At 42.7% G+C, this 17,921-nt stretch carries 17 protein-coding genes; 4 read left to right on the top strand and 13 right to left on the bottom strand.

The features are described from left to right. The first annotated feature begins 59 nt into the window (after positions 1-59). Positions 60-1,076: a glycoside hydrolase family 88 protein gene (locus MKX35_RS16665; RefSeq protein ID WP_076298812.1), complete on the top strand. Its 1,017-nt coding sequence runs from the start codon at positions 60-62 to the stop codon at positions 1,074-1,076. Positions 1,077-1,179: 103 nt separating this feature from the next. Here the strand turns inward: MKX35_RS16665 and MKX35_RS16660 are convergent, their stop codons facing one another. The 9 genes from MKX35_RS16660 to MKX35_RS16620 form a co-directional block, all read right to left on the bottom strand. Beyond that, positions 1,180-2,241, bottom strand: coding sequence for a glycoside hydrolase family 76 protein (locus MKX35_RS16660; protein ID WP_076298811.1), 1,062 nt, complete (start codon positions 2,239-2,241; stop codon positions 1,180-1,182). Between the two features lie 12 nt (positions 2,242-2,253). Continuing rightward, a complete protein-coding gene (locus MKX35_RS16655) occupies positions 2,254-3,309 on the bottom strand; it encodes a glycoside hydrolase family 76 protein (RefSeq protein ID WP_076298810.1) in 1,056 nt (351 codons plus the stop codon). A gap of 33 nt (positions 3,310-3,342) precedes the next feature. Further along, the gene (locus MKX35_RS16650) at positions 3,343-4,230 is read right to left on the bottom strand and encodes a carbohydrate ABC transporter permease (RefSeq protein ID WP_076298809.1); all 888 of its coding nucleotides are present in this window, start codon (positions 4,228-4,230) and stop codon (positions 3,343-3,345) included. A gap of 33 nt (positions 4,231-4,263) precedes the next feature. Further along, the gene (locus MKX35_RS16645; protein WP_076298808.1) at positions 4,264-5,151 is read right to left on the bottom strand and encodes a carbohydrate ABC transporter permease; all 888 of its coding nucleotides are present in this window, start codon (positions 5,149-5,151) and stop codon (positions 4,264-4,266) included. Between the two features lie 65 nt (positions 5,152-5,216). Next, the gene (locus MKX35_RS16640; RefSeq protein ID WP_076298807.1) at positions 5,217-6,521 is read right to left on the bottom strand and encodes an ABC transporter substrate-binding protein; all 1,305 of its coding nucleotides are present in this window, start codon (positions 6,519-6,521) and stop codon (positions 5,217-5,219) included. 43 nt (positions 6,522-6,564) lie between these two features. Then, positions 6,565-7,830 (bottom strand): glycoside hydrolase family 125 protein, encoded by a 1,266-nt coding sequence (locus tag MKX35_RS16635; RefSeq protein WP_076298806.1) that lies wholly within the window; start codon positions 7,828-7,830, stop codon positions 6,565-6,567. A 233-nt stretch (positions 7,831-8,063) separates the two neighbouring features. Beyond that, complete coding sequence (locus MKX35_RS16630) at positions 8,064-9,248, bottom strand: GntR family transcriptional regulator (protein ID WP_076298805.1); 1,185 nt, start codon at positions 9,246-9,248, stop codon at positions 8,064-8,066. 226 nt (positions 9,249-9,474) lie between these two features. Further along, entirely contained in the window at positions 9,475-9,897 is a 423-nt protein-coding gene (locus tag MKX35_RS16625) for a VOC family protein (protein WP_076298804.1), read from the bottom strand. A gap of 28 nt (positions 9,898-9,925) precedes the next feature. Further along, positions 9,926-10,060 carry a hypothetical protein gene (locus MKX35_RS16620; protein WP_341044371.1) on the bottom strand — a complete coding sequence of 45 codons (135 nt, stop codon included), beginning with the start codon at positions 10,058-10,060 and terminating at the stop codon, positions 9,926-9,928. Positions 10,061-10,196: 136 nt separating this feature from the next. Here MKX35_RS16620 and MKX35_RS16615 point away from each other — a divergent pair, with 136 nt between their 5' ends. Further along, positions 10,197-11,891, top strand: a complete 1,695-nt coding sequence (locus MKX35_RS16615; protein ID WP_076298803.1) for a M3 family oligoendopeptidase — start codon at positions 10,197-10,199, stop codon at positions 11,889-11,891. A gap of 96 nt (positions 11,892-11,987) precedes the next feature. Here the strand turns inward: MKX35_RS16615 and MKX35_RS16610 are convergent, their stop codons facing one another. Further along, positions 11,988-14,741 carry a glycoside hydrolase family 2 protein gene (locus MKX35_RS16610; RefSeq protein ID WP_076298802.1) on the bottom strand — a complete coding sequence of 918 codons (2,754 nt, stop codon included), beginning with the start codon at positions 14,739-14,741 and terminating at the stop codon, positions 11,988-11,990. 145 nt (positions 14,742-14,886) lie between these two features. Here MKX35_RS16610 and MKX35_RS16605 point away from each other — a divergent pair, with 145 nt between their 5' ends. Further along, positions 14,887-15,825: an ArsR/SmtB family transcription factor gene (locus MKX35_RS16605; RefSeq protein ID WP_076298801.1), complete on the top strand. Its 939-nt coding sequence runs from the start codon at positions 14,887-14,889 to the stop codon at positions 15,823-15,825. An 85-nt stretch (positions 15,826-15,910) separates the two neighbouring features. On the opposite strand, the gene MKX35_RS16600 is transcribed toward MKX35_RS16605, so the two are convergent. The 3 genes from MKX35_RS16600 to MKX35_RS16590 are packed head-to-tail and all read right to left on the bottom strand — an operon-like array spanning position 15,911 to position 17,202. Beyond that, positions 15,911-16,291 carry an iron chaperone gene (locus MKX35_RS16600; RefSeq protein WP_076298868.1) on the bottom strand — a complete coding sequence of 127 codons (381 nt, stop codon included), beginning with the start codon at positions 16,289-16,291 and terminating at the stop codon, positions 15,911-15,913. A gap of 28 nt (positions 16,292-16,319) precedes the next feature. Beyond that, positions 16,320-16,682, bottom strand: coding sequence for a DUF4180 domain-containing protein (locus MKX35_RS16595; RefSeq protein ID WP_076283444.1), 363 nt, complete (start codon positions 16,680-16,682; stop codon positions 16,320-16,322). 1 nt (position 16,683) lies between these two features. Then, complete coding sequence (locus tag MKX35_RS16590) at positions 16,684-17,202, bottom strand: ankyrin repeat domain-containing protein (protein ID WP_076298800.1); 519 nt, start codon at positions 17,200-17,202, stop codon at positions 16,684-16,686. 221 nt (positions 17,203-17,423) lie between these two features. Here MKX35_RS16590 and MKX35_RS16585 point away from each other — a divergent pair, with 221 nt between their 5' ends. Further along, entirely contained in the window at positions 17,424-17,909 is a 486-nt protein-coding gene (locus tag MKX35_RS16585; protein WP_076298799.1) for a DUF2975 domain-containing protein, read from the top strand. Positions 17,910-17,921 lie beyond the last annotated feature (12 nt).

Genomic DNA, 17,921 nt, shown 5'->3' with positions numbered 1-17,921 from the left:
TCAGCCACTAGGAAAGCTATACTCATAATATCTTAACCACCACACTGGAGGCAGTAATTATGACATCATCCTATTGGCAAGAGCTTATGTGCAGACTCGACACAAAAGTAGAACAGATGGTAGAGCAGATTGGTGACAAATGCCCACATTTTGCAGGGAAAGATGGAAAATTTGATGATATTGGTTCAGATTGGTGGACCACAGGCCTCTGGATCATGCATGATATGACTGGAAAAGACTTATACAAGGAAGCCGCTTGGCATTGGGACGGAACCTTGGAAGAATGGTTTATCAAACCAACGGTTGAGATGCATCACGATGTAGGATTTCAATTCCTTCCGACGGCTGTTATCAAACATACGATTACGGGTGACGAAGATGCCCTGCGTAGGGGGATTGAAGCGGCGAATTTCCTCGCTGCCCGCTATAATCCTGTAGGCAAATTCATCCGCGCATGGAATGAAGATAAATACGGCCGGGTAATTATAGACTGCATGTTGAATATTTCTCTACTATTCTGGGCCAGCAAAGTAACTGGTGATCCACGGTATAAGCATATTGCTATTAGCCATGCAGAGACGACGATCCAATATGGCATTCGCGAGGATGGATCAACCAAACATATTCTATCTTTCGATGCGGAGACCGGGGCATATATTGAGAATTTTGGCGGTCAAGGTTATTCAGCTGAATCCTCATGGAGCCGTGGAACGGCTTGGGGGCTGTACGGCTTCATCAAACCTGAGGATCAAGTTCCTTATTGGGATTTCCGTCTAGCGGATGACGAACGGATGTTCAAAGATAGCTCTGCGGCATCTATCGCCGCTTCAGGTTTGTTAGAGCTTGCAGCGATCGTACCTGTAGGCGAAAAAAGCCTCTACGCTAATGCAGCGGAGCGAATTCTCCACTCACTGACCGGAAATTACGCGACTTGGGAGAAGCCAAAGTATGAAGCGATTTTATTGCATGGAACGGGCAGCGGCACTTCCTTTATCGATGTATCGCTGATCTATGGAGACTACTATTATATTGAAGCTGTCGCTAAATTGAATGGTTGGAAACATCGGATTTTCTAACAGATAAACGATTAATTTAAAACAACAAAATAGAAGCCTCTCTTTTTTAAATGGAAGATCAATGCACCATTTAAAAAGAGAAGCTTCTTTATACGCCTTTAAGTTACTTCTCCATGAGTACAGCGGCCCCTTCCAGCAACATCAAGCCACTGAGTTGAATGCTCAGTTGAACCGGAAGCTCCGGTTTCAATTCCCACGATGGACTACAAAGACCCAACTGTTTATCCAGACCTTGTTCCCACAACTGCTGAGCATTGGCCATGATTACCTCACGAATCCTGCTAGCCTCAGGAACCTCTCCACAAAGTTGAACCAGATAACGAATCAGAATCCCTTTGAATAATCCAGTATCATCGATGCCTTCATCAGGCAACATCATATTCATCGGATCGCATAGACGATCAATACATGTATTAGCAGTTCGATTCGCATCTTCTAAGTAATGGACATCCCCCGTATTCTTATACAGCTCTAAGCCCGCACCTAGAAACACTCCCTGACAATAAGTAAATTCCCAATCGAAATCGATCTGGCCATCCCCGAGTCTGTTCATTCCATCCCACACAAAACCAGTCGCAGGATCCACTAAATATGTTTTGCTCCATTCATAGATACGGAGTGCCCACTCCAGATCCTCCTGCTTTTGAAAAAGTTCATATAACCTAGCTGCTAGAATGACGGCTGGTGCATTGGCAGGTGTGTTTTTATAATCGAGCTGATCCTTCTTCCAGGCCAAACCGCCTCCAAAATGTTCATTCCAAGCTGATTTTATATCCTCCCATAGATCTAGCACAGCGTCTAAGTAGGCTTCATATCCAGTTGCCCGATAAGCTCGTAGCAGCGCCAATGCCGTCCATTCCATATCATCATAGTAATTATGCCTGAAAGTCCCACCGTTATAAGCTTGGAGATGTTCACTCAATTCCTTGATTCTCAGTGAATATGCAGGATCTCCGCTACGCTCGTAGCCATCCACTAGAATATCAATGACATGAGCCTGCCACCAGTAATAAAAATTCTCACCTGCAACGTTATACTCTCTGGGATACCATTGATTCATGATCCCCGTCTCCGCATTATAATAATTACGTTCTAGACATTGTTGGAACCACTCCGACCTTTCCTGCCAGTTAAGCGCTTTTAGGGCTTCTTTTGCTTGTGTCATTAAAAGTTCACCTCAAATCTGATCCTTAGTTAATTCAGCCATCTTCTCCAATAACTTCATTGCACTAAGCTGGGAGCTGAGCTGAATTACACCAGTAGATGACAAAGTCCAATCTGTGCCAAACAAAGCTTCGTCCTCTGACTTTCCTTGCTCCCAGAGAGATTCAGCATTCCTACGCAGAAAATCGACAGCTTCAACAGCTGCGACATCAGCTTTGACCCATTCTGCCGTATACCGAATCAGGATTCCTTTGAACAATCCAGAATCTCCATTTCCTTCGTCTGGAAGTACACCGCCCTTAGCCTCAGCAAGCTCATGAGCAGCAGCGGAAAAAGTTAATCGAGCATCCTCCAAATAGGATGAGTCCTTAGTGATACGATAGAGTTCTACAGCTGCGCCAATATAGATGCCTTGGTTATAGGAGTATCTCCAATCCTTATCGATCTGGCCATTGCCCGTGCGATTCATGCCATCCCATACAAAACCCGTCGTCGGGTCTACCAGATGCTCTTTTTGCCATCTATAAATTTTTAGCGCCCATTCTAGATTCTCAGCTTTACCGAAGGCTTGATACAAACGAGCCGCCAGTATAGCTGCCGGTGCATTGGCAGGTGTATTTTTATAATCCAACTGTGACTTCTGCCAAGCGATCCCACCACCCATATGCTCGTTCCAGCCTGTCTGAATGTCTTCCCATAAAAGAAGGGCTGTATCTTTATAAACTTCCTCTCCTGTTGCTTGATAGGCACGGAGCCACGCGAGAGCCATCCATTCCATATCATCATACAACTCATTGGGCCACACTCCCCCATTTCGTCGCAAAAGACCTTCATGAAGCGCGGAAAGCCGTTCGGCATACCATTCCTCTCTAGTTCGCTGTAATCCATCTACCAATACATCCACAGCATGAGCCATCCACCAATAATGAAAAATGGTATTACATTCTCCGTTTGGACAAGGTGTTTCTATATTGTACATTTTGATCGCATCATTCCAGAATAATGAATCCAGCGCAGCTTGTGCTTGATTCGCCCGCTCCTCCCAAATCCCGATCTCCAATTGGTTCATATAAACTCTCTCCCTGATTCGATTTTTATTGAATTAACCTTTTATGCCACTGAATGCAATCCCCTGCACAAAATAACGCTGAAGTGCCAGAAAGAGCACCAATATCGGCAGAATCGCAACAAGCGCACCAGCCATCATTGGACCGTAATCCGTTTGGAAATTATAGGAGAAGGCTTGAAGTCCCATCTGGATCGTTGCTTTATCCGGGTCATTCAGTACAATCATGGGCCATAGGAAGCTGTTCCAGCCCGCTTGAAAAGTAAAGATGCTTAAAGTCGCCAGCGCTGGTTTGGTCAGCGGCAAATAAATGCGCCAAAATATCTTAAACTCTCCACAGCCTTCGATGCGGGCCATTTCCATCATGTCACTAGGTAGGGTAAGAAAGAATTGCCGCATAAAGAACACAGCAAAAGTTCCTGAAGCTCCCGGAAGAATAATCCCCCAGAAGGAGTTCATCAACCCGTTCCCACCACTGCCAAAAATATCGTTACCACCGAAAAATGGAATATGACGCATGACATAAACTGTAGGGATCATCGTCACTATGCCCGGTATCATCATCGCCGCTAGCAGCACGCGGAATATTGGCTTATTGAGCTTAAAATTCAACTTAGCGAATGCGTAGCCACTGATCGAACCAAAAAACAGATTCGCCAGTACACCCGCTACAGCAAGCACAAGTGAATTCCAGAAAAAGAGGGCAAATGGAACCGTTGTAAACGCCTTACGATAATGCTCTAAGGTCAAATGTGAAGGAAACCACCGAATGGGCATGGCGAATATCTCTTCGTCAGGCTTCAAAGATGTAAGAACACTCCAATAGAAAGGTAAAAACATTACGATTGCAATAACAATGCACACTATATAATAAATAGATTTACTTAAGCGTCTTTTTAATAACGAACTTCCACTAGCATCCATACCTCTATCCCCTTTCTGCATGACAAGCCCGGCTTATACAATGGACTCCTCCGCCTTTGTGATCCGCATGTTTATAAGTGAGAATATGAGAATCGCCACAGCAAGCACAAAAGCTTGTGCAGACGCATACCCCATTTGTAATTGATTAAAGCCCTGTTGATAGATCAGATAAACCGGAGTTTTCGTCATATTCGCCGGACCACCCTGCGTCAGCACAAAAGCTTGGTCGAACAACTGTAACGCACCAATGATTGCCATCGTGCTGACTAGAAAGGTCGTAGGACGTAGTTGCGGCCAAGTAATATACCGGAAACAATCCAGTTTATTGGCACCGTCCAGCCTTGCGGATTCATACAAATAGTCAGGCACACCTTGCAGACCTGCCAAGTAGATAATCATATTAGAACCTACCGACTGCCAGAGTGTAAGCATAATAATGGACAACATCGCCGTTCGGGTCTCGGATAACCAAGCTGGACCTGTAATCCCAACATAGGACAACAATCCGTTAACCAAACCAAATTCAGGATGCAAAAGCCATATCCAAACGGTAGCAGCAGCAACGGCGGATGTAAGAGTTGGCAGATAATTCAGAGTGCGGAACAGCTTCACCCCACGCCAGCTTCGACTAAGTAGAATCGCGAGGAGCAGCGAAATCAGGATATTTAGCGGAACGAAAATGATCGAATAAAAAAATACATTTCGGAATGTTTTCCATAACAAACTGTCTTCTATCAAACGGCGATAGTTATCAAAACCGATCCAATCATTTCTACTAAGTACATCGTAATTGGTAAAGCTTAAATACAGAGCCATTACCACGGGGATGACCGTGAAAACTGTAAACAACAATATCGTGGGTGTAATAAACAGATAAGCCGTCCGCGCCTGATGTTTCTCTAGCTTTCTGATGGAAGCCATTTCAGCTACCCCCTCCTAAGCAAAAGGGAGGCAAAACCTCCCCATTACTTCAAATGTCTTACTTATTACTTCACTACCTCATTATCCTTAAGCATTTTGTCGCCTTCTTCTTGTGATTTCTTCAAGGTTTCGTCAATACTCAGCTTGTTCTGCTGGTTTAGCTGCAAATTGGGTGCCAACGCGTCGGTTTCCATCACGGAATAGCCAGGGTGGTTTGGACGAACCTTAGCGAACTCCAGTGTTTCTAGAAACGGCTGCCACTTAGGATCATCTTTGAAGAATGGATCTTCCATAGACGGCTTATAGCCAGGCAGATTCAGACTGGTCTTGGCCCAGAGCAATGCGTTATCCTTGTTCGCTGTCCACCATTTAATGAACTCCCACGCCTCTTCCTTATGTTTAGAGCCTTCTGGAATCACCAGACCAAATCCGCCCATAACACTGCCTTTATCCCCGTTTGGTCCAGCTGGAGGGGGTACGATTCCATAATCTAGATCTTTACCATATTTGTTATAAGTGCTGAGCATCCACGGACCGGAATATAACATAGCAACTTTGCCTGTGACAAAAGCATCTTGCCCTTCCCCAAGTCCAAGCTCAAACCCTACTTTATACACCTTATCTTTGTTCATCAGGCGATCCCAGAACTCTAGCACCTGTTTGCCTTTATCATTATTAAAATTGGTCTTTCCATCCTCCGTAAGCATGGTACCGCCAGCCTGTTGAAGATACATATTAAAAAGCCCCAAATCCCCCATTGAAAAACCTGCAATTTCCAATTTATTGCCGTTCCATTTGGTGAGCTTCGTAGCAGCCGCCTCTAGCTCATCCCATGTTGTTGGAGGCTGAAGTCCTGCATCTGCGAGCAGCTTCTTATTATAGAAAAGAGCACGAGCATCTACGGTAAGCGGCAGCCCATATAATTTGTCATCGTATGAAAGCTCACGAAGGGATTCGCTGTAGAAGTCATCTTTGGAGATACCGTCACGCGTTAAGTATTCGTCAACCGGATGCAGGACGTTTTTTGGAGCATACAATGAAGTTCTCCAGCGATCCCAAAACAGCACATCAGGAGTGCCGCCATTGGTTGCGGAAGTCAGGAACTTCGTGATCATATCCTGCTGCAGCACATACTTTACATGAATCTTATCCTGCGATTTATTAAAGGCATCAACCATGGTCTCAAATTGCTTCTGCCCCTCACCGCCCCAATCCCCCCAGAAGGTAAGCTCCGTCTTTTTCACATCACTGCTTCCAGGTTTACTTGCAGTTCCGGACTCTTTACCGGTAGAACCATTATTGCCACCACAGCCCGATGCAAGTGAAGCTGTCATAACCAAGGCAAGTGTGGTAACCAGCCATTTTTTCATGTTCTCTATCCCCTTTAGAGTCGATTAAAAAAACTTGTAGACATTAACCTCGCTTAACTTGTAACCCGCAGCGCATAAGCACCAGCTCGCAGAACATCATATTTGCCCAAGAGAACCATGGGCGTGTAAATTCGTCAGGGTTATCCACATGAAACCCTTCATGCATAAATCCGGTGCCCGCATCCGTCTTCTCCAGCAGATTAAGCAAGGATTCCCGTTCCTCATTGCTGGTAGATGTCATACCCTGGATCGCTAAAGCTATAGGCCAGATATAACGACTAGGCGTATGTGGACTTCCAATACCTGAAGCCTCCTTTCCAGCGAAGAAATAAGGATTATTGCTACTTAGAATAAACTTTCGGGTATTTTTGTAGATAGGATCATCGGCACTCACATAAGACAAATAAGGGATTGAGAGCAGACTCGGCACATTTGCATCATCCATCAAATTCACCTGTCCACGGCCATCTACTTCATATGCATAGACTGACCCAAACTCTGTGTGGTCTACGATTCCATACTGGCGTATTCCCTCATTAATCTGTTCAGAAAGTCTTCTAGCTTTCAATTCCAGTTCCTGATCCCTTAGGATTTCTCGGGCAATTTCACACACATACTCTAAAACAACCACAGCGAACATATTTGCAGGAACCAAATACCCGTATTCACAGGCATCATCGCTAGGACGAAATCCAGACCAAGTCATTCCTGTATATGCTGTCAACGTTCCTTTGCCTTCACGCGCTAATGTATCCGTAGGTGGACAGTTCATCCGTTGAAAAAGATAATTGGAATCGCTCTCATGTTTCTGTTCAGTAGTCCATAATGCAATAATTCTTTCTACACCCTTAACAAATGAATCATTAAACTGACTAGTTCGGCCCGAATTCTTCCAGAGCAGATAACCCAGTTGGATCGGATAGCATAATGAATCAATCTCATATTTTCTTTCCCATACTCCTGGGCTCATCTCTGTAAGATCCTCCTGATGGCCATTCCCATTTTCTTCTTCATTGAACGCGTTCGCATAAGGGTCAAGCTGAATACAGGCGAATTGTCTTAGTACAAGTCCCTCAATCATGTCCGCAATTTCTTCATCCTCGGAGGCAAGGATCAGAAAGGGTCTAACCTGAGCGGCCGAGTCCCGCAGCCACATCGCTGGAATATCTCCGGTAATGACAAAAGTGGTGCCATTCGCCATTCTTTTTAAGGTTGTATTCCAGGTGTTAGCCATACATTTCTCGAACATTTCGGCTAATTTTGGACGATCACTCAGCTGCGCTTTTACATTAGATGCCAGTTTCTTCATCGACTCAGGGATTTCTCTGGTTGCTTTCAGTTATAATACCCCCTTTTCTTTTTCCTTTGAAGCGCTTTCACAAATTAGTATATTGTCATGTGATTAGTATGTCAATATGTTTATTTATTGATAATGATATATCAATACTTCTATAATGATAAACATCTATCTAAAACAAACAAAAAAACCCATCCAAAAAGATAGGTTTTTATAACAACTAATTTATGGATAATCGCATAAAATTAATTAGAATTAGATGGTTTAGCAAAACCCGTAGATTCACCAGAAATCAACTCAGCTTCCAGCATTATCTTGTTCGATACAGTCTGGCCGTTCATAATTTGCAGTACATTCTCAACTGCCAGTCGCCCCATTTCTTCTTCACTCTGCCGCAAATGAGTGAACGCATAACCCGAGCCGAGTGGAGTTGGTGGACTATCAAAGCAAATGATTGAAATATCCTCTGGAATCCTCAGCCCAAGGCGTTCAACCGCATTTCTAGCCAGCAGGGCAATATTATATTCCACGGCAAAAAGCGCAGTTATTGTTGGATTCTCTTGTAAATGAGAAACTAGCCGTGAGATATCGTGTTCAATATTCTCATCATTAAAGGAATTTGGTAATGTTGAGGTTAAATCACTAACCCACAACCCCTTATCTACAGCTATCCCCCGCTCCGCATGTGCTTGTATAAATCCCTCCACCCGCTCCTCAAGAGCCGTCGTATCCGCTGGAGGTGGAGAGAGGAAAGAGATATGAGTATGCCCGAGATCAAATAAGTACTCCGTCCCTTTAAGTGCAGCCTTTATGTTATCCGTGCCGATCGAAGCAGCCGCTACTCCTTTCAGATGGCGATCTACCAGAACTAATGGGAAACGCCCGATCACCAATTTTAGAATCTCAGCATTAAAAAATTCGCCTTGAGCCGGAAAAACAATCAGACCATCTACACCCAAGCTAAGCAACTTCTGAATAGACTGTTCTTCGTTCTCTGGTACGCCAAATGTTCTTCGTAGAACGAGAAAGCAATCATTATCACGGGAAGCCTGTTCCATCCCATAAATCAAGCCTGTTCCATAACTGTTGCCAAAGTCGGTAATAATCAGACCAATCGTCTTTTCCTCATGGTTAAAGGCATTAAAAACAGTCCCGTCGGAGGTCGTCTCAGGAGACATAACTGAATCTATGTAGTCAACTGCCGGATCAGCCACAAACGAACCTCTTCCCGGTTTTCTCACAATCAAATGCTCGGCGGCTAGCATTTCCAGAGCTTTTTTACTCGTAATCCGACTTACATTATAGGTTTCGGCCAGTTCTTTTTCTGAAGGAACTCGCTCCCCTTGTCCATAGGATTTATTTACAATAAGCTGCTTCACTTCATCAAATATTTTTTCATACATCGGTTTGGATGACGTTGTCTCATTCATAACTTTCGTTATCTCCTGACTCTAATTTTTTCATCTTTATACATAATAATATATCATGATATATTAAGTTTGTCGACATTTGTACTGAAGCAGTTGAAAAAAGAGGGAGAAAGGGTTCAGAGTGTAAAGCGAAAAAATTCTAAGATTCGTATAGAAACAGAGATAAACCGTATTCTGAGAATACGGTTTAAGAGAGGCTAAGTAACAAAGCTCTGAATAGACTCCTTTAATTCTCGAGCTCCCATTCTGGATTCCATGCGACTTCCCACAAATGCCCATCGGGGTCCATAAAGTGACCGGAATACCCTCCCCAAAAGGTATCATGTAAAGGGTCAACGATCTTCGCACCAGCCTTTTGAGCTAGCTCCATAACCTGATCTGCTTCCTTTTTACTTCCTACATTGTGGCCAATCGTTATTTCTGTTGAACTGGCTGGGGATAATGGAACCTTTGCCTCATAGGCCATATCTTTCCGATTCCAAAGTGCCAGCTTCAAGCCTGCCTGCAAATCAAAAAAGGCAACCGCTCCATGTTCAAATTCTTTGCCAATGATCCCTTCGGTCGGGAATCCTAATCCATCCCTGTAAAAAACCAAAGCTCTCTCCAAATCATCCACGCCTAGTGTTATTACTGTAATTCGGGGTTTCATCTATATCGAGCCTCCTATTTTCGTTTCGTTAAATTGTACGAGTGCGCCCATTAATTGTGTTCAGTACTTCTTCCCAATACATCTTCATCTGCTCTCGCATATCCGGATGGACCATTTTTTCTTGATAAGATCTACTATATTCATAGATAATATCAAACCACATTCCGCTTAACAAGTTTTTACACTTTTGTACATTTGTTCTTTTTTCGACCATAAAAAGCTTACACAGGTCTATCGTAAATGGCTGTTCAGATTATATAATAGAGACTATCTGGTATAGAAAGGAAGTTGATTTTTTTATGAAATTTGATGATTACCGCTATGAGCGACCGGATGTAGAGAAATTCAAGCAAGACTTTAACGCCCTGCTGAAAGATCTCAACGACACATCACCACTAGAGGTGCAAAAAGCTTCCGTCACTGCCATTAACAAGCTTCGCAATGAGTTTGACACGATGCAGACATTGGTTAGCGTTCGTCATTCTATCAACACGACAGATGAATTTTACAAAGCCGAACAAGAATTCATGGACGAAATCGGGCCTGTCGTTCAGGAATACATAACTGACTACTACAAAGCACTCGTACATTCCAAATATAGAGCCGAGTTTGAAAAGGAATGGGGTGCGCAGTTACTCCAGCTTGCTGAAGTCTCGCTGCGGACGTTTAGTCCGGAAATCATTGAAGATTTACAATTGGAGAACAAACTATCAACTGAATACTCCCAGCTTATCGCATCTGCCAAGATTCTTTTCGAAGGTGAAGAGCGTACACTGCCTCAACTCGCACCTTTCGAATTGTCTACAGACCGTGATATGCGTAAAAGTGCTTCTGAAGCTCGTTTTGGTTTTATGTCCGAACACGAGACTGAATTTGACCGCATCTATGACGAGCTCGTAAAGGTCCGTGACCGCATAGCTAAAAAGCTTGGGTACAGTAACTTTGTTCAGCTAGGTTATGACCGTATGATGCGTACCGACTATAATGCTGAAATGGTTGCTAATTTCCGCAAACAAGTTCTTGAATATATCGTACCTGTCTCCCAGCAGTTAAAGAAACGTCAGACTGAACGACTGGGTCTAGATGAATTGAAATATTACGACGAGAACTTTAGCTTTAAGACCGGGAACGCTACCCCTAAAGGGGATCCAAACTGGATTGTAGCTAACGGTAAGAAGATGTACAAAGAACTCTCCCCTGAAACGGATGAATTTTTCACCTTCATGCTGGACAATAATCTGGTGGATTTAGTAAGCAAAAAAGGAAAACAAGGCGGCGGATATTGCACCTATTTCAGCCAATACCAAGCCCCTTTTATTTTCTCAAATTTCAACGGAACCTCTGGGGATATTGATGTCTTAACTCACGAAGTGGGTCATGCGTTCCAGGTTTATGAAAGCCGCAATATTAATGTGCCAGAATATGCTTTTCCAACCTATGAAGCATGTGAGATTCATTCAATGAGTATGGAATTTTTCGCTTGGCCTTGGATGAATTTGTTCTTTGAAGAAGATGCAGATAAATACCGCTTTAATCACTTATCTGATAGCCTTCAGTTTATTCCTTACGGGGTATCTGTCGATGAATTCCAACATTTTGTTTATAGCAACCCTGAAGCAACTCCTGCTGAACGCAAGCAAGCTTGGAGAGACATCGAGAAGAAATACTTACCACATCGTAATTATGAAGGTAACACTTATCTGGAACAAGGGGGCTTCTGGCATAAACAAGGCCACATCTTTGCCTCACCGTTCTACTACATTGACTACACACTAGCACAGCTATGTGCCTTCCAATTCTGGAAACGTTCGAACGAAGATTTCAAATCTGCTTGGAGCGATTATTTGGAGCTATGCCAAGCTGGTGGAAGCAAGTCCTTTATTAAACTGGTTGAACTAGCGGGTCTGACTTCACCATTTGAAGATGGCTGCATTAGCTCCGTTATTGGGGATATTGAAGGTTGGCTGAACAGCATTAATGATAAAGAGCTTTAATCCATACTCTGATAAGCTCATCACAAAAAAAGCAATCCTTGCCTTATGGCTTGGATTGCTTTTTAAAATTGAATGATCCAACTTCACCCATGTATGTTATCGATAACGAATCAATAAATCTATAGGGTAACGACCCGCATTGCGACCATATAAGGCTAAGCCTCCACCCTCTGCTTGAAGCTCCAAACGGAAAGTACGATTGCGATCTAGTTTAGCTGCTAACTGCCCCGGTACACTTACTTTACACAGATAGCCGTAAGAGCCCGCCTCATCCAACTTATTCGCTAATGGCTGATAATGCCAAGATAATACACCTCGGCTGTCGGCCGGATCATCTGGCAAATAGAAGGAGCCAATCCGTTGACCTTCTATCAGAACATTCACACGTGAAGGATGACGTTCTTCGTCGGTCATATAATACGTATTCGGATTATACTCCACCCTAGCATCTGCACCATGCATGAGATCAAGTCCCATTTCATTTTGCTTTGCGCCTTCAACATTTCGAGCCAATACTCGCTTTGCGCTGGCTTCGAACATGATTTCGATCTCGCCAATCATCTTTTTCTCCATACCATCTGGAAGAGTTACATCATATGCATAACGGCCTTGCCCAGCTCCATTGATTTTTGCGCATTGAATAGCTTCCCATTGTTGATTAAAGTTGTGTTCTTTATACGCACCAACAGGGATACTAATACAATCTCCATCCCCTTCAAACCTTTCGCCTTGATTACCGCTTCTTACATCAAACGTAATGAAGTTGCGAGTGATTACCTCTCCCTTATTATTTATCAAAGAAACTGCTAGCACTGCAACTGCATCCTGATCGGGCATAATAATAAATAGTGGTGGTAAATCTGCTACTCCATATCCGTCCCAATTCACTGACATATGCTCACTTTGTGCAACAACTCTTGTTCCCAAATTGTCGTACCAAAGCTCCCACTTCATCTGCACATGCTGTCCATGATATTTATCTGAGAAGCTGGAACGAAGGAGCGGAACTTTAACTTCATCCTTTGCGTTTACGGTCTGACACGGCGGTGCATCGATCACGATGAAGTCCGGAGAATGCAGATCAGAAATCGTCATCCCGGGAACAAAGTCATCATAACCAAAATCTTTATCGCTGCCATCTAACCGATAATAACCATTGAACTCGTTCGTAACATCGCGAAATTCGGTAAATACGAAACCACATAGCTTATCATGCCGCCGGAATTCATTCATCATATAGCGGTAATGCCACGCTAAATCACTATCCCCTGCCCCGCCTTCGATTCCCCACACGTTACCACATTCACTGTTCATAAGCGGGGCATCAGATTGTACATTACCTCCGATACAGTTAAAGTCTGAACCTGGGAAAGTTTTGTCTACAACCTCATTCAAATGAGCTCTAAGCTGATCATAACCATTAATGTAGAAATGCCAAGTATTGATATCAGATTCCACATGATCATAGTTACAAGGCGAGTTATCTTCAACGATTCTAGATGGATCTAGTCGTTTTGCCCAGCGATATTGTTCCCGAACCCATTCCTGTGTTACTTTGAGATAACTGTACTGCTGTTGTACATCACTCGTCAGACTAGTGTCCTGAGCGTTCGTCTTCAAGCCCCAAGTCTCGTTAAACATTACCCATGAGAAAATCGATGGATGATTATAGTCTCGTTCAATAATCTCAAGTGCTTCACGTTCATACGCGTTACGTGCTTTTTCATCGGGATTTCCCCAAAAGCAAGGCATGTCTTCCATCACCAAAATACCCAGTCTATCCGCCCAATATAGTTTGCGTGGTTCTTCTGGCTTGATATGAATACGCACAAAGTTCAGTCCCAAACGTTTCATTAGATAGATTTCATCCCGCATATCTTCATCAGACGGATAAGTGAAATATCCCATTTTGTGATAAGACTGGTCAAGGGTACCATTTAAATAAATCGGCTTACCATTGAGGGTAATCCAGCGATAACCACGCTCATCAAAACGCACAGTTTGGATTTCTCGAACTCCGAAATAGGTACTGACTGTGTCTGTGCCAAAAGATCCGTTAAGTTGTAGTTCGCCTTCGTACAAATAAGGTGTATCTGGACTCCACAAAATTGGATCTGTTATATGAATAGAGAGCTTAAATTCATTCTCCCCTGCGATAAGATCTATTTTCTCAGTATGCAATATAGAATTCTCTGCGAATTTCAGCGTGAAATCTGCCGATCCATTTTCTTGTGCAAAGATTCTTGTGGTCACGTTCACTTGCCCATCAATAGTGGTCACAAACTTAGCATCTTTCATATAAGTCTGAGGCCGAGATTCTAGCCATACGGGCTGCCAGATTCCGCGAATTTCTCCATAACCTTGTTTGCCACGCGTTTGGTAATCATGATCGAAGTCCTCTACTCTAACGACAATTGTATTGTCTAAATCTTCAACCCAGTACTGAGTAACTTCGAACTCAAATGAACCATATCCACCTTGGTGTGAACCAACATGCACTCCGTTAATCCAAACGTCACATGAATAATCTACTGCCCCGAATCGCAAAAATAGTCGTGTCTGTGAGTCGGTAGTCTGCCATTTCAAAGTCCGCCGATACCATCCTATCCCTTTATGATCACTGCCAATACCTGATAATGGACTTACCCAAGAAAAAGGAACAGTAATCATCGAACTGTAAGCGATTTCGGAATTGGAATACCAATGTTCGCTAATTCCTTCATTGCTCGGATCAAAGCTAAATGACCATTCCCCATTCAAATTCATCCATTCGTTGCGCTGCCAATGTGGATGCGGATGTTCGGGACGAGGAATCGGAAGACTCTCAACATTCAGTACGGAAGTTGTCATGATATGAGCACAGCCTTTCAAAATAAGAAGTTGAGCTCATTTTAGCACCAGTATATAAAATTCGCAATGTATATTATAATTTTACAATATAGAATCTTCAGTGTACAATATCCTCAACCTATCCTAACGAAAAGGAATACAACCAATGAATGATATTTCGCAAGAAACGATACGGTACCCCGCATCACGCATCTTAGATGTTGCTAAAGCACTTTCTGGAGATGTCAGAGTCCGTATTCTTGAAGCCCTTGGTGACAAGCCCATGAGTGTCAGTCAATTGGCCGAGACACTTGGCGTAGCTCAACCAACAATTTCAATCAATGTACAGACCCTTGAGCAAGTTAACTTAATCTCATCTACACAGGGTGCAAATCGCGAGAAAATATGTGCGGTCACCTGCCGATCCATCCATCTCGATCTTCCTTCGAAGCTAGGCGATGGTCTGCATCAAACGGAAGAAATACATATGCCCATCGGGATGTTCTCCCACTGTTCTATTCAACCCTCTTGTGGTATGACTGGAAAAGACGGCGGAGTCATCGGTTCTCAGGATGATCCACGGGTATTCTACATGCCGGAACGAGTTGATGCATCTCTCTTATGGTTCGCTGACTCTGGCTATGTCGAATACTATTTTGCCAATCCACTACCCCCTGGTGTCGAGCTTGATGAGATTCGGATTTCGGCTGAGGTTTGTTCTGAAGCACCTGCATTTCGGGAAGATTGGGCAAGTGACATCACATTAACTATAAATGACCTACATGTCGGTACTTGGACTTGTCCATCAGATTTCGGTAACCGGAAAGGAAAGTTAACACCCGAACGATGGAAGGGGGGTACAGAATATGGAATGCTGACAGAGTGGAGTATCTCAGAACAGGGTAGCAAAATAAATGGAACTGCTTCTTCCCCTACTACAATTAGCTCACTGAAGCTGGCATTTAATGAGCCCATTCGAGTACGATTTGAGATTCGCGAGGATGCCCTCAATAGACGAGGACTTAATCTATTCGGAAGTGGTTTCGGAGACTACTCACAGGATATTATCCTGTCGTTTGTGCGTCGTTCAGTATCGAGTACATGATAACACGTAAGAATTGCACACCTGAAACCAGTGTAGATCGAAAGCTTCAGATGTGCCAGTGGACAATGTTTTCTTTACACACCAATTACTTACGCTTATCTTCAACTTTTTTGATATTCTCAGCCACTCTAAATTTCACGATCTTACTAATTAATTCATAGGGCATCGGCTGATTAAGAGGGAATTGAATGGATCCTTTTGCTCCTTTATAGACTGATAATTCTTCTTTGAAAGCGTCAATACCATTAGGCGTTGGATAAAATCCAATATGGTTTTTGAAAGCCGCAAAATGCACTAAATTTCCGTGCAGTGTAAAAGTAGGCATCTGATAGCTAATCTTTTCAATCGCATCAGGTGCCGTTTCTTTTATTACTTTTCTTATTGTACTAAGGATTTCCTGAATCTCAGATGGAAACTTGGAAATATAGTCATCGATCGATTCATACGTGATTTTAGCCTCCACAATAAGTCCCCTCTCTGTTTCAAGTTCACATTTAACTTTGATGAAGTGCTGCCAATGCCTCGTCTTCTGTACTCTTGAACAATATTTTATTCCCCTGATTACATTCGTAAATAAAATCATTCAGACTTTTACTATTATAGCCAGTAAATTCTCCCACAATAGCAACTCGCATCTGATAGTTTGTATACTTTTGAAGAATCTCTCCGGCAAGGCCCGTCTTTAACTCAAAAAAATCATCTGTGATTTGCTCTTTTCTTAGAATCATTTTATCGCATTCTTGATATCTCACGTTTGCCATTAGATCGAGTGCATCATTTACATTATTAATTACAATACCTTCGCTGGAAATCAAAGCTACTGTTGAATTGTCTTTACGGTTTAATGTGATTTGCATTCTAAATTGCTCCTTTTTCAATAAGAAAGTCTTTTACGTTGTGGTTTCCTTGTTGGATAGCTATAGCTAATACTGATTCACCACCTTCAATTTTAGCATGGATGTCAGCTCCGTGTTCGATTAACAAGCATATCAGCTCCACATTATCCGAATGAAAAGCTGCAGAATGCAAGGCAGTGTGCCCATCGCTATCAAAAATATGTGTCTGAGCACCCTTGTTCAATAGCAGTTGGATAACACCCATATTCCGCTCCCCAGCAATTGCAGCATGAAGTGCAGTATTAGAAGGAATGAAATTAATCTTGGAATGGGATACTGCATCAACCTCAGCACCATGGTCTATCAATACCTGCACCGCTGCTTCTTTACCGAAATGTGCTGCATATCCCAAAGGTGTGAGGCCCTCGTTATTTTCCGTATTTGCAAGAGCCGGATGGAATTCTAAAATTTCTGTTAGCCGTGCAGCATCGCCATGTTGTGCCGACTGAAAAACTTCATTAATACTTTGCCGTAGTTCCATTAGATTTCGCCTCTTTTCAATTGATGAAGAAATGATTTAGCTTATTTTTTCTGGATAGTGAAGCCATTCTCCTGCTAACAAGAAGAAATGATGTTGTCGTCTTTTAAAGACGATAACCATTTCTCGTAAAATAACAAACACAAAAAACAATACAAATTTATTGTAAATCAATAAATTAAATGCTAAAATCATGAAGTCATTAAATAATTGAGGTGTTTTAAATGAATGTTAAACGAGGTTCAACCACTTTTTTAAAAGTAATTATTTTTCTGGTTGGAATTGCAGTGCTTGCTTTGTGTATCTGGTTGCCTGAGATAGCGGTAAGAGATGCAAAAGTACATCCAGATACGGCTTACTTCCTGATTCCCTTTTTAGTATGTGCTTACGGATTCTGTATTGCGTTTTCTGTTGCGCTGTACCAAGCATATAAACTATTAAACAACATCGAAAAGAACAATGCTTTCTCTGAATTATCCCTTAACTCTTTGAAGATTATAAAGAAATGTGCTTTTACTGTCATTTTCCTCATTTTGTTAGGACTAGTAAGCTTAAGGGTGCTTGCTAAAGTTACAGATAGTGATGATCCAGCGGGTCCTACATCATTATGTCTAATGGGTCTTTTAGCAACAAGCATCATCGCAGCCATTGTGGACGCACTTCAAAAGCCATTAAAAAACGCCCCAGATATAAAGCCAAAAAATGTATGATTAACAGTCAAA

It is taken from the genome of Paenibacillus sp. FSL R5-0923, assembly GCF_038009145.1.
Taxonomy (GTDB): domain Bacteria; phylum Bacillota; class Bacilli; order Paenibacillales; family Paenibacillaceae; genus Paenibacillus_AQ.
Note: the sequence above shows the minus strand (reverse complement) of the source record. Positions and strands in the feature narration are given on the sequence as shown.

Bases quoted from the DNA above. Each gene is read 5' to 3' on its own strand.
- MKX35_RS16665 (WP_076298812.1), top strand. From the start codon at position 60: ATGACATCATCCTATTGGCAAGAGCTTATGTGCAGACTCGACACAAAA.
- MKX35_RS16660 (WP_076298811.1), bottom strand. From the start codon at position 2,241: ATGACACAAGCAAAAGAAGCCCTAAAAGCGCTTAACTGGCAGGAAAGG.
- MKX35_RS16655 (WP_076298810.1), bottom strand. From the start codon at position 3,309: ATGAACCAATTGGAGATCGGGATTTGGGAGGAGCGGGCGAATCAAGCA.
- MKX35_RS16650 (WP_076298809.1), bottom strand. From the start codon at position 4,230: ATGGATGCTAGTGGAAGTTCGTTATTAAAAAGACGCTTAAGTAAATCT.
- MKX35_RS16645 (WP_076298808.1), bottom strand. From the start codon at position 5,151: ATGGCTTCCATCAGAAAGCTAGAGAAACATCAGGCGCGGACGGCTTAT.
- MKX35_RS16640 (WP_076298807.1), bottom strand. From the start codon at position 6,521: ATGAAAAAATGGCTGGTTACCACACTTGCCTTGGTTATGACAGCTTCA.
- MKX35_RS16635 (WP_076298806.1), bottom strand. From the start codon at position 7,830: ATGAAGAAACTGGCATCTAATGTAAAAGCGCAGCTGAGTGATCGTCCA.
- MKX35_RS16630 (WP_076298805.1), bottom strand. From the start codon at position 9,248: ATGAATGAGACAACGTCATCCAAACCGATGTATGAAAAAATATTTGAT.
- MKX35_RS16625 (WP_076298804.1), bottom strand. From the start codon at position 9,897: ATGAAACCCCGAATTACAGTAATAACACTAGGCGTGGATGATTTGGAG.
- MKX35_RS16620 (WP_341044371.1), bottom strand. From the start codon at position 10,060: ATGTGGTTTGATATTATCTATGAATATAGTAGATCTTATCAAGAAAAA.
- MKX35_RS16615 (WP_076298803.1), top strand. From the start codon at position 10,197: ATGAAATTTGATGATTACCGCTATGAGCGACCGGATGTAGAGAAATTC.
- MKX35_RS16610 (WP_076298802.1), bottom strand. From the start codon at position 14,741: ATGACAACTTCCGTACTGAATGTTGAGAGTCTTCCGATTCCTCGTCCC.
- MKX35_RS16605 (WP_076298801.1), top strand. From the start codon at position 14,887: ATGAATGATATTTCGCAAGAAACGATACGGTACCCCGCATCACGCATC.
- MKX35_RS16595 (WP_076283444.1), bottom strand. From the start codon at position 16,682: ATGCAAATCACATTAAACCGTAAAGACAATTCAACAGTAGCTTTGATT.
- MKX35_RS16590 (WP_076298800.1), bottom strand. From the start codon at position 17,202: ATGGAACTACGGCAAAGTATTAATGAAGTTTTTCAGTCGGCACAACAT.
- MKX35_RS16585 (WP_076298799.1), top strand. From the start codon at position 17,424: ATGAATGTTAAACGAGGTTCAACCACTTTTTTAAAAGTAATTATTTTT.